The following is a 16,048-nucleotide window of genomic DNA, read 5'->3' as shown; positions in this document are numbered from 1 at the left end:
TGGGAGGGGCGGTGCGACGATTCGACTTGCCCCCGATAGCGGTGTATCAGCTGGAGAATGTAGTGACTGACACACTGCCATCGGGGGCAAGCCCCCTCCCACATTAGAATTGCAGTGTTGCTTGAATCGTGTCAGGCGCGCAGTTCGAATTCGGCACTGCCCAGCCTTTCCCCATTCACCATCACATGCACCACATGCCGCCCTGGATAGTGCTTGCGCGTGGTCAATTCCCGAATATGTTGCTCGCGCTTGAGGTTGTGCTGCTCCCCCGCGCCAAGAGTAAACGCCTTGAGCTTGAACACCTTCTTCGCACTGTGCCCGGCACTTTTCACGTAGTCGATGGCGTAGTCCACCACGAGCTTTTGTGCCGTGGTGGCCGTGGATTCCAGGCTGAACGCCAGGTTGATCCGTTCGCCCAGGTTGATCACCGCGGGTGTCACGCTCAACCCATGCAGCCTCACTTCGGCCTTGGCTCCGGCACCCATAATCGTCAATGCGCGGGTGTTGCCTTGCTTGATCAGGCTGCGCAGGGCATGACGGGCGATCCACGCGGTGTGGGGATTGTCCAGGGACCAGCCTTCGATAAGCGTAAGCACCCACTCCGGGTGGTCCTTGGTGATGTCGTTGAGGTGGTTGGCCACTGACTTGCGCACGTACAGGCTGGGGTCGGCCTTCAGGTTGTCGAGGATCGCCGCGCACAATTGGGGATTGGCCTGTACGTTGGCCAGGCGAAATGACCATGGCAGGCGCGGTCGCGAGCCTTCACTGGCCAAGCGGCGTACGTGTTCGTTGGCGTCCAGCGACCAGGTGTGCATCACGGCCAGGGTGCGTTCGAAGTCGTGCAGCAGAAAGTGCCGGATGGCGAATTCGGCAGAGCCAAAGGTGGTGAAGTAGTTGAGCGCCGCCATGGAGCGCTTGAAGTCGCCCTGCCCGTAACTGGCCACGAAGTGCGGCAGGAACAGGCTGACAAACCCGCTGTTGATGCCTGGCGCCAGGGCGTAAAGCAGTTTGAGGGTTTGCGGGTAATCCAGCGGGATCACCGCGTGCAGGCTCTCGCTGACCCGTGCCATGCGTTGCATTACCGACAACTCGGCCAGCCCGGCCTTGGCGTGCTTGAGGAAGCCCTTGGCGTCGAATGCCGGGTACACCGCCGTCATTTCGGTGGCGATATGTTGCAGGCGTTCGACGTTGAAGATTTCCTTGAGGGCCGGGGCGCTTTGGTCGGTCATCGGTGAGTCCTTGGAAGTTAGAGAAACCAGCGATATTCCCGCGCATGGATCTCTTGCTGGAAGGCCAGGTGGTCCTGGCGTTTGTTCTCGCAGTACACGTCGATAAATTCGGCGCCCAGCTTATCGCGCAATACCGTTTGATGCTGCATGGCACGCACGGCGTCGAGCATTTCAAGGGGGAAGTCGGTGCCGCTGTTGCGGTCCTCGTTCAGCGGGGTGATGGGTTCGCGTTTGGCTTCAAGGCCGTGTTCCAGGCCGACGAGGATCGCCGCCAGCACCAGATAGGGGTTGGCGTCGGCACTGGCCAGGCGGTGTTCGATACGCAGGTTGCGCGGGTCGGATTCGGGGATGCGCACGCACGCGTCGCGGTCCTCAAATCCCCAACTGGCGCGGGTCGCCGCGTTGACCGTACCACCCAGGCGGCGGAACGCGTTGTGGTTGGGCGAGAAGATCGGCATGCAGTGGGGCAGCAATTCCAGGCAACCGGCCACCGCATGGCGCAACGGTTGCTGCTGATGGGCCGCGAGCAGATTATTGCCGGCGCCGTCATACAGGCTGACATGCACGTGCATGCCGCTGCCAGGGTATTGCAGGTACGGTTTGGCCATGAAGCTGGCGCGATAGCCGTGTTTTAGCGCCACGCCGCGGGTGCTGCGGCAGAACAGGGCAGCCCAGTCGGCGGCGCGCAGGCCGTCGTCCAGATGACCGAAATTGATCTCGAACTGGCCGGGGCCGATTTCAGCGGTGATCACCGTGATATCGATGCCTTGGTCCTTGGCGGTCTGCGCCATATCGTCGAGCACTTCGCTGAATCGCGACAAGCGTTCGATATGCAGATTGGGCTGGTCGTCGGCGTCACCGCTCAGCGGGTCGCGGGCGAATTGCGGCAAGCCGTCGTCGAGTTTTTTATCGAACAGGTAGAACTCCAGCTCGAACGCCACCACTGGGTGAATGCCCTTGTGTTGCAGGCGTTCCAGCACTTTGGCCAGCACTTCGCGGGGTTCGAATTCGATGGGCCCTTCGGTGCCGTCCGAGGTGATCAGCATCTGCCCCAGCGGCTGCGACTCCCAGCTCACCGGCTTGAGCGTACCCGGCACCAGACGGCGATTGGCATCCGGGTCGCCGTCGTTGAAGCAGTAGTCGCCGATCTTGAAAAGCCCCCCTTGGGCCCCCAGCAACACGGCGTTCTGCGGCAGCTTCAACGGGCTGCCGGCAGCCACTTTTTCGAGCATCTCCACCGGGTAGCGCTTGCCGTAGAAATGCCCCGGAATGTCCAGGGCGATCAGGTCGACGTAACGCACGTCAGGGTGGTTCTGGCGAAAGGTCCGCACTTCGGCCAGCAACGTTGAGGAATGGCTTTTCACGGGTGCAGCTCCTAGTTGTAAACCCACAGCACGCGGGCGGGCAGGTCGGTCAGGTTGGCGTAGCGGCAATGGGCAAAACTGGCCAGGTGGAAACTGTCGCCTGGGCCGAGGGTGACCGAATCGGACTCACCTTCCACCCACAGCGTCAGTTCGCCTTCCAGCACAAAACCGGCCTGCTCGGCACGGTCGCTCATGGTTTGCTCCCCGCTGTTGGCACCGGGGGCCAACAGGCTGTCGAGCATCGAAAAAGCGCCGTTCATGCTCGGCGACACAAGAATGTCGGTGATGCCGTTGGCGTAATACACCGTGCGCCGCTCGTTGGGGCGGGTAATCCAGTCCACTGCCTTGGGTTTGGGCTGGCTGTAGAAATACGTGGTGGGCACGTCGAGGGCGTGGCTGATAGCGGTCAAATCCGCCACGGTCGGGCGTGACAGGCCGCGCTCGACCTGGGACAGAAAGCCCACCGAACGCTCGATCTTTTGTGCGAGTTGAGCGAGGGTCAGCTTCTTGTGCTTGCGCAGGTCATGGATCAGCGCGGCGAGGGTGGCGAGTTCTTCTTGGGGTGTCATGAAATTTATGTCGAATAATTTCATGAAAAATTACATTGTAATTTTCATTCTGGCAATTGGCACGTTCAGTATTGGCGAAGACATTGTGGCGAGGGAGCTTGCTCCCGCTGGGTCGCGAAGCGGCCCCAACCCAAACACGGCGTTCGTCCAGGTGGTTCTCGGTTGAGCTTTTTGGGGCTGCTGCGCAGCCCAGCGGGAGCAAGCTCCCTCGCCACAGTGTGTGGCTTGAAATAGGGGGAAATTGAATTGGGCAGAGAGATTGGTGGTGACTGCTAGCTTGAGTTGAACTCATATCAATTCACGGGAGCAGTGTGTTGCGTCAGAAGCCAAATTCTCATTTGTTACGCCGTGGTCGCTACTCAGAATCGGGCCGTGCCTATTTGGTAACTGCTGTGGTGTATCAACGGCGGTCAGTATTTACCGATTTCTTCTTGGGGCGGTTGCTGGTCGCAGAGCTCAAGCAGACCCATGACCTAAGCCTGGTCGACTCGCTTGCCTGGGTGATCATGCCGGATCATTTCCATTGGTTGTTTGAGTTGCGGAGCGCGTCGTTGCCCCAAGTAATGCAGCGGGTTAAATCGAAAAGCACGTTGACTATCAATCGGGCCATCGGCGCACAGGGAGCGTTCTGGCAAAGCGGATACCACGACCGCGCTACGCGCGCGGAAGAGGATCTTATTCAAATCGCCCGCTACATCATCGGCAACCCCTTACGAGCAGGCTTGGTCGAACATGTGGGTGATTACCCGCTATGGGACGCCGCCTGGTTATGAAGGCTATCCACCCGTGGCGAGGGAGCTTGCTCCCGCTGGGTCGCGAAGCGGCCCCAACCCAAACACCGCGTTCGTTCAGGTGGTTCTCGGTTGAGCTTTTTGGGGCTGCTGCGCAGCCCAGCGGGAGCAAGCTCCCTCGCCACGGGTTTTGGGTTGAATGATCCTGCGCGTCGGCGGTCGGAACTTGGGTACGCATCATTCTTTGAAGGAGTACCCATGAAAGCCAAATCCCTAGCCGCCTGCCTGCTCGTTGCCTCCAGCCTGTCCACCGCCAGCTTTGTCGTGCAGGCAGCGGATACTCCACAGGAAACCGTGCAACCCTCCAACATCAACACCCATGAGCTGAAAGAAGGCGACCGCGCGCCGGATATGTTGATGCGCAAGGAATCGGCGGTCAGCGACTGGAAAAAGCGTGGCCTCAAGCAACCCGAGGCTGACAGCCAATGGGCGCGGGTCGGCGATAAATTCGTGCTGCTCAAGACCACCAACGGCACCATTCTCGAGATTACCCCCGTAAAAAAATGACCTGTTTCCTGCGTTGAGGTAACCGGCTATAAAGGCCGCGTTACCTTCGATGAAAGAGAGCAGGATGCTTGCCACAATAAGAAACTATCCCCGCACGGTGAATTTGCTGCTGTCCGCCACGTTGCTGCTGACGCTGGCCAAGGCCATCACCTTTCCCTACCTGGTTATCTACCTCACCCATCACTTTGCCCTGGACATCACCCAGGTCGGCCTGGTGATCGGCAGTTCGTTGATTGTCGGCTCACTGCTCAGCGTGTACGGCGGCTTCCTGGTGGACCGCATCAACAGCTACCGGCTATTGCTCGGCCTGAGCGTGCTGTTTGTGCTGGGCTTTATCGGCACGGTGCTGGCGCAGACTATCTGGGTGTTCTACAGCTGCCTGATTCTGATCAACCTGGCGTACGCGGTGATTGATATCGCGGTGAAGGCCGGCTTCGCCAGTTTGTTGCCCGAAGAGGCGCGCAGCGAGGTGTTTTCCATCAAGTACACCCTGACCAATATCGGCTACGCGGTCGGGCCGGCGTTTGGGGCGATGGTGGCCAAACTGGATATCAGCCTGCCGTTTATTTTGTCGGCGCTATTGGGTGTGGGATTTTTCCTGCTGTATGGACGCTGGGGGGATCGCACATTGACCACCGTGGACGTGGCGCAGAAACCCGTGTCGTTCCTCGCCGTCGGCGGCGTGCTGTTGAGGGACCGCCGCTTGGTGTGTTTCACCCTCGGCGGCGTGCTCAGTGCGGTGGTGTTCGGCCAGTTCACGGCCTGGCTGTCGCAATACCTGGTGACCACCACCACGGCGGAATACACCTACACCGTGGTCAGCGCTGTGCTGACCACCAACGCGGTGTTGGTGATTGCCTTGCAGTACCTGATCGGCCGGCGTATCTCCCACCGTTACCTGGGCCAGTGGCTGATCGCCGGGCTGGGCATGTTTATGCTGGGGTTGATCGGTTTTGCACTGTCCACCAGCGTGTTGTGGTGGGTGCTGGCGATGGCGGTGTTCACGGTGGGGGAGATCATCGTGTTTCCGGCCGAGTACATGTTTATCGACCGCATCGCCCCGGACCACCTGCGGGGCATGTATTACGGTGCGCAGAACCTGTCCAACCTTGGTGCTGCCCTGGGGCCGGTGTTGTGCGGGCTGGTGCTGGCCAGCCTGCCGGCCCTCTATATGTTCTACATGCTGGGGGCGTTTATCGTGGGGGGAGGGGTGTTCTATTTCATTGGGGCGTCGCTGAAGGCCAATCATCCAGCGTGAGCTTGCCCACGTTGTTGCTTTGCAGTTCGTAGCGCAACTCTTCCACCATCTTTTCCACTTCTTGCGGGGTCTGCAGCCGGTTGGTGCTGATGCCGGTGACCACCAGGTCAACCCGGCCGGTTTCGGCATCGTAGACCTTGAGGGTCAGTGACGCATCCCGGCACAGGGTGAACTCACAGGTCAGCGGCGACAGGCCTTCTTCGATGCAGTTTCGCAGTTGGGCGAGGGTAAACATGCTGGTTCCTTCAGGACATATATTCGATGCCTTGAAGGTTATTGATTGCGACCCGCCGCAATAAGGCGAATTCGCACTAGCCGACCTAGTGCATTTGCACTGCCGGTGCTCATTTTTTTACCCGCAAATCCCCCGCAAACAGCCCGCGTTCTCGGGCCCAGACAATGGCGGCACTGCGGCTGTGCACCCCAAGTTTGGAGTACACCGTGGCCACATGGTTACGCACGGTGTTGGGCGCTAGTTTCAAGCGCGAGGCGATCTCTTTGTCGGCCAGCCCTTCGCAGATCAACCCCAGCACATCGCGTTCACGGGCGGTAAGGTCGGTGAAGGCCACGTTCGGCAGGCTGGGGCTGTTGACGCTCTTGGCGTTGGCGAGTTTTTCGATCAGCGTTTGGCTGAACCACGAGGCGTCCTGCATGACTTCTTCGATGGCGGCAACCAGCTCCAGTTCCGAGCGCTTGCGTTCGGTGATGTTCATCATCACCAGCAGATAGCAGGGGATGTCCTGGATGATCACGGTGTCGGCGGACACCACGCAGTCGATGATCTCATTGCCTTTCTTGCGCACCTTGAGGTCATGACCGTCGAGGTTGCCGGCTTTCTCCAGGTTGGCGAACAATTGCGCGCTGGCTTGGGGGCTGTCGATAAAGTCGATGTCTTCGATGGCCTTGCCGATTAGCTCCTCGCTGATGTACCCGGTGATGTTCATGAAGGCTTCGTTGACGTCCACCACCTGGCGGTTGTCCGCGCTGCACACCAGCGTCGGCACCGGGGTAAGACGGAAGGATTTGGCGAAGCGCTCTTCACTCTGGCGCAGGGCAATTTCCGCTTTGCGGCGCGGCTCCAGGTCCATGAAGGAGAAGAGCATGCAGTCTTCCTCGTTCATGTCCAACGGCTGGCCGGCGACGATCACCAGTTTGCTGCCGCCTTCGGGCAGGCGCAGTTCGGCCTGCATCTGCGGGATGGTCGCACCTTCGCCAAGACGCTGGATGGCCAGGTCCTTGCGCTCGGCTTGTTCCAGCACGTCCAGCTCATACACGGACTTGCCGATCACCTGGTCGCGGTTGTAGCCGGTCATTTCCAGGAAGCCCTGGTTGACCTTGATATAGCGCAGGTCACTGAGTCGGCAGATCACCGCCGGCGCCGGGTTGGCGTTGAAGGTTTTTTCGAAGCGTTGCTCGGCGCTGGCCCATTCGGTGGCGTCGCTGAGGATCAGCACCAGCAATTCCGGTTCACCCTTGGCGTCGGTGATCACCAGGCTGCGCAGGCGATGCACCCAGGTTTTGTCCTGGTCGGCGGTGGGGGTGACCTCCACCACCACATCGCTGAATTCATCCCCGGCCGCCGCCCGTGCCAAGGGGTAGTTTTCCGGCTGCACGGCGTGGTTGTTGCGATAGCGCAGGGCGAAACGCTCGACGTATTGCTGGCCATTGGCGCCCAGGCCCATGACGTCGCCCACGCCATGCATGGTCAGCGCGGCTTCATTGGCCCAGAGAATGGTTTGGTCGACTTCGGCCAGAATCACCCCATCGGAGAGCCCGGAGATGATTTGCTGCAACTGGCGGCGGTTGGTTTCCTTGGCGAGTACATCCTGGGTCATGGGGGCTCCGGCGTTGAGGGCATGGACGTACGACATTCGGGGCTCAGAATAGTGCAGATGCTTGCCAAACCCACCCGATTCTGGGAAAACCCCTGCCTTTATGCCGGTTACGAGAACCCCGATGAACAACGACGAACTGCAGATCACTGACGTCCGCCTTGGCGACGGTAAAACCGTGGTCAAGGGTGCGCTGATCACCACCCAATACACCGGCACCCTCGAAGACGGCACCGTATTTGATTCCTCCTGGGAGCGGGGCAAACCGTTCCAATGCGTGATCGGCACCGGCCGCGTCATCAAGGGCTGGGACCAGGGCCTGATGGGCATGCAGGTGGGCGGCGTACGCACATTGTTCGTGCCCGCGCATTTGGCCTATGGCGAACGGTCCATGGGCGCGCATATCAAGCCCAATAGCAATCTGCGTTTTGAGATTGAATTGCTGGAAGTGCTGACGCGGGATGATTGAGCATGGATGTGGATTCAGCTGGGTTGCCGGGTTGTTCCGTTGACGGCATTCGTGTGGTGGAGCTGGACGGTCGCGACGAGGCCGAGCTGCAACAGTTTTTCGAGCGTGCGCCGGATTACTTTATCGCCGTGAATGGCGAGCCGGCCACACCCACCGAGGCGCGCGAGGAGTTGCGCGGGGAGTTACCGGCGGGTTGGCATTGCCGCCGAATGTACTGGCTGGGTTATCGCGACATTCAAGGCCAACTGGTTGCCGTGGTGAATATAGCGGCGGATATGCTGGCGGTGGGTGTGTGGCATATCGGGCTGTTGCTGGTGGATGTGCGCGTGCGGGGCACGGGGATTGCGCAACGATTGCACGCAGACCTTGAGGCTTGGGCCGTCAGCAACGGTGCGCAATGGCTCCGACTGACGGTGGTTATCGGTAATACCAAAGCCGAGCGGTTCTGGCCCAAGCGTGGGTACGTGCAGGTGCGTACGCGTGATGGGATCACCCTGGGGGGCCAGGTGAATAGGGTGTCGATTCAGGTCAAGGGGGTGGCGGGGCAGCCGCTTGAGCATTACTTGAGCTTGGTGGCGCGAGATCGACCGGGCACACGATAGTCATGAATGTATACCGGCCAACAATGTGTGTGCGGGCTTGCTCGCGAAGGCGGCGGGTCAGCTGGCAGGTGTGCCGACTGACACTCAGTCATCGGGGGCAAGCCCCCTCCCACAGGGGATTGGCGGTGTGACTGTTTCTTGAGTCTGGCACAAAGCCAAATGTGGGAGCGGGCTTGCCCGCGAAGGCGGCGTGTCAGTCAGCACACCTGCAAGCTGACCCAACGCCATGCTCCCACAAAAAGCCTGCTTCCATAGGTTGGCCCTTGGTGAATCCAAGCACTTGTGGACCTGAACCTACCCTGAAGAGTCCTTTCATTCCCGCAACGGGAAACTTTCCTACGATTTACTCCCCTGTCATCCCGGCGTAAGCTTCGCGCGTTTTCATCAATAGCGGAGACCCTCTGTGGGTACTTGTTCGAGTGACAGTTGTCGGCCGGTTTCGGTAACCGGTCCATCCTTGGCAAGGTAGCGCGCATTTCTCGATGCCGTTGTCTCGCCAATAAAGCGAGAAGCGGCATCCCGGCAGCGGCCAGTCCTGGCCCTGTTTCGATCCTCTCTCATGACGCTGACCAGCACCCCGGATAGACCCCGGGAAGCGACGGGCACACCTGCGCGATGGTTTTCTCAGCCAGCAGCATTCATGGAGCTTTTTCATGCAAGCAATCAATAACATCAATCTCAATTCTCTGGTCGATACCCTGGTGAGCCTCACTGCTGCTTTCATCCTCGGTGGATTGATCGGTTTCGAACGTCAATACCGTCAGCGCACGGCGGGGCTGCGTACCAATGTGCTGGTCGCGGTGGGTGCGGCGATTTTTGTCGACATGGCCAACCGCCTCGGCGGCGCAGAAGGCGCGGTGCGCGTGGTGGCGTATGTGGTGTCGGGCATCGGCTTTTTGGGGGCCGGTGTGATCATGCGTGAAGAAGGCAATGTGCGCGGACTCAACACTGCCGCCACTCTGTGGGCCTCTGCGGCGGTGGGGGCCTGCGCCGGTGCCGACCTGGTGCTTGAAGCGCTGCTGGGCACATTGTTTGTGCTGGCGGCCAACACGCTGCTGCGGCCGATCGTCAATAACATCAACCGCCAGCCATTGGATGTGGTGTCGGCGGAGGTCACCAATATCCTGTACGTGATCGCTCGGCGTACTCAGCAAAAGGCCGTATTGGCGTTGTTGGAGGCAGAGCTGGCGCGCTGCAACTACCCGGCCAGCGATGTCGACGTACGGCCGTTCGGTAATGAGGAAGTGGAAGTCGAAGCCACCCTGGTGGCGACGTCGGTGGACGGTGATGAACTGGATGCGCTGGTCGCGCGCATTTCGATGTCAACGCTGGTGGTGCAGGCATTCTGGAGTCCAAGTACGACCGAGTAGTCCCCAGGTGTCAGACATCGCCTTGCATAAAGCTGGCTATGCTTTTATGAGGAAAAGTCCTACAAGCATTCGAGACTATCCCTTCATTTGAGCCCGCGCACGGTTGTTAAGGTTGCGCGCTTGCGCCTGCCCAGGCAGCCGGTGCGGCTTTACGTGTTTGCCGTGTTTTTTCAAGAGAAGGGGCCCGTTCTGCCTGAAGTGTTGTGCAGAGTGATCAGTACCGTTTGTCGGCACTGTCAGTTCTCACAGGTAGATAGGTGCCGCGTGATATGTAAGCGTACTGATCCTCCCAGGGGAGTCTTATGAGCAACAAAGCTTTAATCGTGGACGATCACCCTTTTATACGCGCCACTGTGAAGTATCTGTTGAAGCAAGAAGGCTTCGATAAAATCTTTGAGGCGGGCAACGGCGCGGACGCCATGCAGATTGCTCGCGAGGAGCGCCCTGAGCTGGTCATCCTTGATCTTGCGATGCCCAAGCTTGGCGGGTTGGAAGTCATCAGTCGAATCAAGGCCTTGGGCCTGAACTGCAAGATCCTGGTCCTTACCTCGTACTTGGCGGTGTTCTTCTCCACCCGGTGCATGCGCGCCGGGGCCATGGGGTTTGTGGCCAAGACCGGTGAGCTGGACGAGTTGCAAAAGGCAATCAAGGCCGTGATGTCCAATTACAGTTGCTTCCCAAACGTGGCTACCAGTTCGGTGCGTCGCGACGACTTACAGACCACGGAGCTGGCGCTGGTGGAGTCGTTGTCGGATCGAGAACTGACGGTGTTGCAGATGCTCGCCCTTGGCCTGGGCAACAAGGAAATTGCCGAGCAAATGTTGCTAAGCCACAAGACCATCAGTACCTACAAGACCCGGCTCAAGGAAAAGCTGCACATGTCTTCGGTGGTGCACTTGTCCAAGTTTGCCCAACGCAATCATCTGATCTGAAATGATCACCCTCCGGCTGTTGAATCTGACGGCTATCCTGCTGTTGGTTTGTTGGGCTCAATCAGTGATGGCCCAGGATCAGCCGCATACCCTGCGGCTGTTGGGCCACTCCACACTTGAGAGTCCAGCGGTGGCGCTGGATGAGGCCGATTGGCGCTGGTTACGTGAGCGGCGCACGTTGGTGATGGGCGTATCGGCCCCCGATTACGCGCCCTTTGACCAGACCAATAACTATGACGAGTTCGAGGGCATCACCGGTGACTATGCCGCGCTGGTCGCCCAGGCATTGAATATCTCCATACAGGTACAGCGTTACGACACCCGTGACGAAGTGATCGACGCCCTCAAATCAGGGAGAGTGGATTTCGTGGGGTCGGCCAATGGCTATGAAGCGGCCGACCCGCAATTAGTGTTGTCCCGCTCGTACGCCAATGACCAGCCGGTGCTGGTGACTCGTACGGGCGATCGCCAGGCGCTGAGCGCCGACCTTGCCGGCAAGCGTGTGGCGATGCTCTACCACTACATGCAGCCTGACGCCGTCCAGGCCTTCTACCCGCGCGCACACCTGCAGTTGTTTGCCTCGACCTTCGAGGCGCTCGGCGCCGTGGCGTTTGGACGGGCGGATGTGTACCTCGGCGACGCCATCAGCACGCGTTACCTGATCAACAAGAATCACCTAAACAATGTGCGCATGGCGGACTTTTCCGCCCTGGAGGTTAACCCGTTCGGGTTCGCGTTCACCCAGAGCAATACGCGTCTGTTGAACATCGTCAATGCTGCCCTGGCGGCCGTGCCGGCCAGCCAGCAAATGGAAATCCTGCGACGCTGGAGCGCGGGCGCCGGCGGCATGCTGGAAGCGAGCCAATTGCGCTTGAGCGCCAACGAACAGCGTTGGCTGGACAAGCACCCTCGGGTGAAAGTGGCAGTGCTCGATAAATTCGCGCCGCTGTCATTCTTCGACGAGCGCGGGCAGTTCGAAGGGTTGAGCGCCGAAGTGCTGTCGCGCATCAGTTTGCGCACGGGGTTGAAGTTTGATGTGGTACAGGGCGATTCGCTGCCCAGACAAATAGACGAAGCCAGCACGGGCCAGGTGGATATGCTGGCGGTGATTACGCCGAGTATTGAACGCGCTGAAAAAATCCGCTTTACCCGACCTTACCTGTCCAATCCCTACGTGTTGGTGGTGCGTGACGATGACAAGCGCCTGGTAACGTTGGAGGACTTGCCCGGCAAGCGCCTGGCGTTTATTGGCGGCAACAGCCTCGCCGCCCAAATCGCGCAGGATTACCCCGGCATTGAATTCGTCGATGTCGAAAATCCAGAGCAAGCCTTGGCGTTGGTGGCCAAGGGCGGCGCTGATGCGACCGTTCTCTCGCTGATCAGCGCGCGTTATATGATCGCGCGCAATTACCGTGATCATCTGCGTATCACCAGCACCGTCGGCACGGAACCCGCGCGGATTACCTTTGGCGTCAACCGCAGCGAGTTGGAGTTGTATTCGATCCTCGATAAGGCGCTGATGAGCATCACGCCGGAAGAAATGGACGAGCTGACCAACCATTGGCGTAGCGAGATCATCATCGAAGACAGCTATTGGTTGCGCCACCGCAACGTGATCATCCAGGGCTTCGGTTTGGCTGCATTGCTGTTGCTGGTGGCCCTGGGCTGGGTGTTTTACCTGCGCAACCTGATTCACAAACGCACCCAGGCCGAGCGGGCCTTGAGCGACCAGTTGCGTTTTATGAGTGTGCTGATCGACGGTACGCCCCATCCCATCTATGTGCGTGATCGCCAGGGCCGGTTGATGGCCTGCAACAACGCCTACCTCGATGTGTTTGGCTTCAAGTTGGAAGACGTGATCGGCAAGACGGTAGTGGAAACCGACACCGGTAACCCACCCCAAGCCCAGTCGTTTCATGCCGACTATTTGCGTCTGATGGAGCGAGGCGAGCCGCAGATTCATGATCGCGTGCTGAAGGTGCCCAATGGCGAAGTGCTGACCATCTACCAGTGGATGTTGCCTTATCGCGATGCCGACGAAAAAGTGGTGGGCATGATCGCTGGCTGGGTCGATGTGAGTGAGCGCCAACGCTTGCTGGGCCAGTTACAGGAGGCCAAGGAGGAGGCCGACTCGGCCAACCGAGCCAAGACCACATTCCTGGCGACCATGAGCCACGAGATCCGCACACCGATGAATGCGGTGATTGGCATGATCGAACTGGCCGCGAAAAATGCCGAGTTGGGCCGTGTCGATCGGGATGCGTTGGAGGTCGCGTCGGTGGCGTCCCACAGTCTGTTGGAGTTGATCGGCGATATTCTGGATATTGCGCGAATAGAGTCCGGCCATTTGTCGCTGACGCTGGAACCCGCGAACCTGCATGACCTGCTGGCGTCGTTGGTGCGGGTGTTTGAAGGGCTGGCGCGGGACAAGGGCCTGACGTTGCAAGTCGAACTCGATTCATCGACCGACCAGGCGGTATTGATCGATCCACTGCGCTTCAAACAGGTGGTGTCCAACGTACTGGGCAATGCGATCAAGTTCACCGCCTCCGGCCACATTCGCTTGGGGGCACAAGGAACATCATTGGGCAATGATGGGCCGTTGACCCTGCGGTTGTGGGTGGAAGACACCGGTATTGGCATCAGCGCCGAGGACCAGCAGCGCTTGTTCAACTCTTTTATCCAGGGTAGCAACCATGGGCAGTCGGCGCGCAGTGGTTCGGGCCTGGGCTTGGTGATCAGCCGCAACCTGTGCGAGATGATGGGGGGGCAACTGCATTTGAGCAGTGTGCTCGGCAAGGGTACGCGGGTCGATGTGGTGCTAACGTTGGCACTGACCAGCGTGGCACGTACTGCGTCACCTGTGCCGCATACTGCGCCTGTGTGTGGGTTGAGCATCCTGGTGGTGGACGACTACCCGGCTAACCGCCTGCTGCTGGCACGTCAACTGGGCTTTCTGGGGCACCAGATCACCACGGCGGAAGACGGCGTACAGGGGCTTGCCCTGTGGCAGTCTGGCCACTTTGAGGGCGTGATCACCGATTGCAATATGCCCCGTAAGGATGGTTACGCCCTGGCGCGTGAGATTCGTGCACATGAGCGCGAGCGCGGGCTGAAACCATGCTTGTTATTGGGGTTTACGGCCAACGCCCAGCCGGAGGAAATCGAACGTTGCAAGCAAGCCGGTATGGACGGCTGCCTGTTCAAGCCCACCGGGCTTGAAGACTTGCGTTCAGCCTTGGCGGTGTGCACGGTCGCTGCCGAAGATGAACCGGCTAGACCGCTGTTCGACTTGAGTTCGCTGATCGCATTGACCGGGACCGATCACGCCGCCCTCAATGAGTTGCTGGAACCTTTGCTGGTCAGTCTCGACGACGATCGCGCGTTACTGCCTGCGCTGATGGATCCGGTGGATTTCGCCAAGTTGCATGACCTTGCTCACCGCGTCAAAGGGGGGGCACGCATGGTCAAGGCCCAGGCATTGACCGATTGCTGTGAAACGTTGGAGCGCGCCTGTGAGCTACGCGATCGCAAAGCGCTGGGCGCTGCTGTCGATGCAGTGGGCGCGGCCATCGAGGCGTTGGATCACGGCTTGAATAGTTATGGCAAGCAGGCTTGACTGAGGTGGGTAACCATTCGGTGTACTTGGGAGAAGTCCTACGTGAAAGGGGAACAAGCCTGATTTTCTCATCGGAGTATGTCTGGAGAATGGGCCTCGCTCACTGACGAGCGCTGCCTTTCCAGGGGTTTGCCATGCCGAACAAAGCACTGACCATCCTGATCGCCGATGAACAGCACTTGCAACGGCTCTACATCGAAAAAATGCTCAATCAACTGGGGTATCACCGGATTGTCCCGGTCCAGACCTTCGAAGAGGTGCAGATTCTCACCGCCATTCCGGCCGAGCCCTTTGACGTACTGATCATCAATGCGGGCCTTACGGTGCATACCTGTGAGCCCCAACCCCAGGTGCGGCATGTGCTGGTCTACGACCACCTCGACCTGGGGGCACCGGCCGGTTCAACGCCGGCCGTGCTGGTGCGGTTGCCCGGCGTGCCGGACAACGTCAACCTCGAACACTTCATGGACATCATCGACCCACCCGAGGCCGCCGCCGGCCTGCGGGTGTTACCGTGGCTGCGGGAGTTATCCCGCACGCCGGTGGCGGGCGTCTAGTCCCACTTCGGTGCGATGCCCTTGGGGCTGGTCAAGCGATGGCCGCGCTCCAGGGTCGCAATCTGCTCCATCTGCGCTGAACTCAAGGTCAGCTGCACGGCCTTGAGGTTGCTGTCCAGGTTGGTGCGCTTGGTCGATGATGGGATTACCGCGTAACCCAATTGCATGGCCCAGGCCAAGGTCACTTGTGCGGGGGTGGCTTGATGATGTTCGGCGATCTGTTGGATCACCGGGTCCTTGAGCACTTCGCCGTAGGCCAAGGTCATGTACGAGGTGATCTGGATACCGTGGGCGGTGGCAAACTCCACCACCTTGCGGTTTTGCAGGTAGGGGTGCAATTCAATCTGGTTGGTGGCGATGTTGTCGGCACCGACCGCAGCAATCGCTTGTTTCATCAGGTCGATAGTGAAGTTGGAAATGCCGATTTGGCGCGTCAAGCCCAAGCGCTTGGCTTCCAGCAATTGGCCCATGAATTCAGCGACGGGTACTTGATCCTCGGGCGACGGCCAGTGGATGAGGGTCAGGTCCAGATAGTCCGTCTTGAGCTTGCGCAGGCTTTCTTTGAGGCTCGGGATCAGCTTGCCTTCGGCGAAATTGGCGATCCAGATCTTGCTGGTGATAAACAGCTCATTTCGCGGGATGCCGCTGTTGGCGATGGCCTGGCCAACCTCTGCCTCGTTCTCGTAGATCTGCGCGGTGTCGATGACGCGATAGCCCAGTTCCAGGCCGGTGCTGACGGAGTCAATCACCACGTTGCCTTGCAGGCGGAAGGTGCCAAGGCCAAAGGCCGGGACGTTTTGCGTAGGGGTAGACATCAGTAACTCCAGGAAGGAATGAACAAGCAATGGAGTCGAGTATCTGCTTGTCGTTCCTTCGGAAAAACCGCTGAATGCGGAAAGGAGTTTTTACTGAAAGTCACGAATTGCGGTCAGGGGGAGGGGGCAAGCCC

Annotated in this window: 15 protein-coding genes; 9 read left to right on the top strand and 6 right to left on the bottom strand. The window is 59.4% G+C overall.

From position 1 onward, the window contains the following. Positions 1 to 131: 131 nt before the first annotated feature. The 3 genes from DYL61_RS06405 to DYL61_RS06395 are packed head-to-tail and all read right to left on the bottom strand — an operon-like array spanning position 132 to position 3,162. Entirely contained in the window at positions 132 to 1,229 is a 1,098-nt protein-coding gene (locus tag DYL61_RS06405; protein WP_135307669.1) for a DNA alkylation repair protein, read from the bottom strand. 17 nt (positions 1,230 to 1,246) lie between these two features. After that, positions 1,247 to 2,593: a glutamine synthetase family protein gene (locus DYL61_RS06400; RefSeq protein ID WP_135307668.1), complete on the bottom strand. Its 1,347-nt coding sequence runs from the start codon at positions 2,591 to 2,593 to the stop codon at positions 1,247 to 1,249. A gap of 11 nt (positions 2,594 to 2,604) precedes the next feature. Continuing rightward, positions 2,605 to 3,162 carry a helix-turn-helix domain-containing protein gene (locus DYL61_RS06395; protein WP_105700123.1) on the bottom strand — a complete coding sequence of 186 codons (558 nt, stop codon included), beginning with the start codon at positions 3,160 to 3,162 and terminating at the stop codon, positions 2,605 to 2,607. Between the two features lie 314 nt (positions 3,163 to 3,476). Here DYL61_RS06395 and DYL61_RS06390 point away from each other — a divergent pair, with 314 nt between their 5' ends. From DYL61_RS06390 to DYL61_RS06375, 3 genes are all read left to right on the top strand, one after another. Further along, positions 3,477 to 3,935, top strand: coding sequence for an REP-associated tyrosine transposase (locus DYL61_RS06390; protein ID WP_135307667.1), 459 nt, complete (start codon positions 3,477 to 3,479; stop codon positions 3,933 to 3,935). Positions 3,936 to 4,151: 216 nt separating this feature from the next. Next, positions 4,152 to 4,460, top strand: a complete 309-nt coding sequence (locus DYL61_RS06380) for an RcnB family protein (protein ID WP_135307666.1) — start codon at positions 4,152 to 4,154, stop codon at positions 4,458 to 4,460. A gap of 64 nt (positions 4,461 to 4,524) precedes the next feature. After that, entirely contained in the window at positions 4,525 to 5,718 is a 1,194-nt protein-coding gene (locus tag DYL61_RS06375) for an MFS transporter (RefSeq protein ID WP_135307665.1), read from the top strand. Here DYL61_RS06375 and DYL61_RS06370 read toward each other — a convergent pair. Together DYL61_RS06370 and DYL61_RS06365 are read right to left on the bottom strand one after the other, a co-directional pair. Next, a complete protein-coding gene (locus DYL61_RS06370) occupies positions 5,681 to 5,953 on the bottom strand; it encodes a DUF1652 domain-containing protein (RefSeq protein ID WP_135307664.1) in 273 nt (90 codons plus the stop codon). The two genes, DYL61_RS06375 and DYL61_RS06370, sit on opposite strands and share 38 nt — an antisense overlap. 109 nt (positions 5,954 to 6,062) lie before the next feature. Next, a complete protein-coding gene (locus tag DYL61_RS06365) occupies positions 6,063 to 7,553 on the bottom strand; it encodes a PAS domain S-box protein (protein ID WP_135307663.1) in 1,491 nt (496 codons plus the stop codon). 121 nt (positions 7,554 to 7,674) lie between these two features. Here DYL61_RS06365 and DYL61_RS06360 point away from each other — a divergent pair, with 121 nt between their 5' ends. From DYL61_RS06360 to DYL61_RS06335, 6 genes are all read left to right on the top strand, one after another. Beyond that, a complete protein-coding gene (locus DYL61_RS06360; RefSeq protein ID WP_105700191.1) occupies positions 7,675 to 8,019 on the top strand; it encodes an FKBP-type peptidyl-prolyl cis-trans isomerase in 345 nt (114 codons plus the stop codon). A gap of 2 nt (positions 8,020 to 8,021) precedes the next feature. Beyond that, positions 8,022 to 8,621 (top strand): GNAT family N-acetyltransferase, encoded by a 600-nt coding sequence (locus DYL61_RS06355; protein WP_135307662.1) that lies wholly within the window; start codon positions 8,022 to 8,024, stop codon positions 8,619 to 8,621. Between the two features lie 653 nt (positions 8,622 to 9,274). After that, positions 9,275 to 9,991 (top strand): MgtC/SapB family protein, encoded by a 717-nt coding sequence (locus tag DYL61_RS06350; RefSeq protein ID WP_135307661.1) that lies wholly within the window; start codon positions 9,275 to 9,277, stop codon positions 9,989 to 9,991. A gap of 302 nt (positions 9,992 to 10,293) precedes the next feature. Continuing rightward, positions 10,294 to 10,923, top strand: a complete 630-nt coding sequence (locus tag DYL61_RS06345; protein ID WP_135307660.1) for a response regulator transcription factor — start codon at positions 10,294 to 10,296, stop codon at positions 10,921 to 10,923. Position 10,924: 1 nt separating this feature from the next. Then, positions 10,925 to 14,542: a transporter substrate-binding domain-containing protein gene (locus DYL61_RS06340; RefSeq protein ID WP_135307659.1), complete on the top strand. Its 3,618-nt coding sequence runs from the start codon at positions 10,925 to 10,927 to the stop codon at positions 14,540 to 14,542. A gap of 134 nt (positions 14,543 to 14,676) precedes the next feature. Then, positions 14,677 to 15,099, top strand: coding sequence for an ANTAR domain-containing protein (locus DYL61_RS06335; protein WP_135307658.1), 423 nt, complete (start codon positions 14,677 to 14,679; stop codon positions 15,097 to 15,099). Here the strand turns inward: DYL61_RS06335 and dkgB are convergent. Continuing rightward, positions 15,096 to 15,914, bottom strand: a complete 819-nt coding sequence (gene dkgB, locus DYL61_RS06330) for a 2,5-didehydrogluconate reductase DkgB (RefSeq protein WP_135307657.1) — start codon at positions 15,912 to 15,914, stop codon at positions 15,096 to 15,098. The genes DYL61_RS06335 and dkgB overlap by 4 nt on opposite strands. Between the last annotated feature and the right edge of the window lie 134 nt (positions 15,915 to 16,048).

The sequence above is a fragment of the Pseudomonas nabeulensis genome (assembly GCF_004682045.1).
GTDB classification, from domain to species: domain Bacteria; phylum Pseudomonadota; class Gammaproteobacteria; order Pseudomonadales; family Pseudomonadaceae; genus Aquipseudomonas; species Aquipseudomonas nabeulensis.
Note: the sequence above shows the minus strand (reverse complement) of the source record. Positions and strands in the feature narration are given on the sequence as shown.

Coding starts and splice junctions, on each gene's coding strand:
- DYL61_RS06375 (WP_135307665.1), top strand. CDS start 4,525: ATGCTTGCCACAATAAGAAACTATCCCCGCACGGTGAATTTGCTGCTG.
- DYL61_RS06350 (WP_135307661.1), top strand. CDS start 9,275: ATGCAAGCAATCAATAACATCAATCTCAATTCTCTGGTCGATACCCTG.
- dkgB (WP_135307657.1), bottom strand. CDS start 15,914: ATGTCTACCCCTACGCAAAACGTCCCGGCCTTTGGCCTTGGCACCTTC.
- DYL61_RS06365 (WP_135307663.1), bottom strand. CDS start 7,553: ATGACCCAGGATGTACTCGCCAAGGAAACCAACCGCCGCCAGTTGCAG.
- DYL61_RS06340 (WP_135307659.1), top strand. CDS start 10,925: ATGATCACCCTCCGGCTGTTGAATCTGACGGCTATCCTGCTGTTGGTT.
- DYL61_RS06370 (WP_135307664.1), bottom strand. CDS start 5,953: ATGTTTACCCTCGCCCAACTGCGAAACTGCATCGAAGAAGGCCTGTCG.
- DYL61_RS06380 (WP_135307666.1), top strand. CDS start 4,152: ATGAAAGCCAAATCCCTAGCCGCCTGCCTGCTCGTTGCCTCCAGCCTG.
- DYL61_RS06360 (WP_105700191.1), top strand. CDS start 7,675: ATGAACAACGACGAACTGCAGATCACTGACGTCCGCCTTGGCGACGGT.
- DYL61_RS06345 (WP_135307660.1), top strand. CDS start 10,294: ATGAGCAACAAAGCTTTAATCGTGGACGATCACCCTTTTATACGCGCC.
- DYL61_RS06395 (WP_105700123.1), bottom strand. CDS start 3,162: ATGACACCCCAAGAAGAACTCGCCACCCTCGCCGCGCTGATCCATGAC.
- DYL61_RS06355 (WP_135307662.1), top strand. CDS start 8,022: ATGGATGTGGATTCAGCTGGGTTGCCGGGTTGTTCCGTTGACGGCATT.
- DYL61_RS06405 (WP_135307669.1), bottom strand. CDS start 1,229: ATGACCGACCAAAGCGCCCCGGCCCTCAAGGAAATCTTCAACGTCGAA.
- DYL61_RS06335 (WP_135307658.1), top strand. CDS start 14,677: ATGCCGAACAAAGCACTGACCATCCTGATCGCCGATGAACAGCACTTG.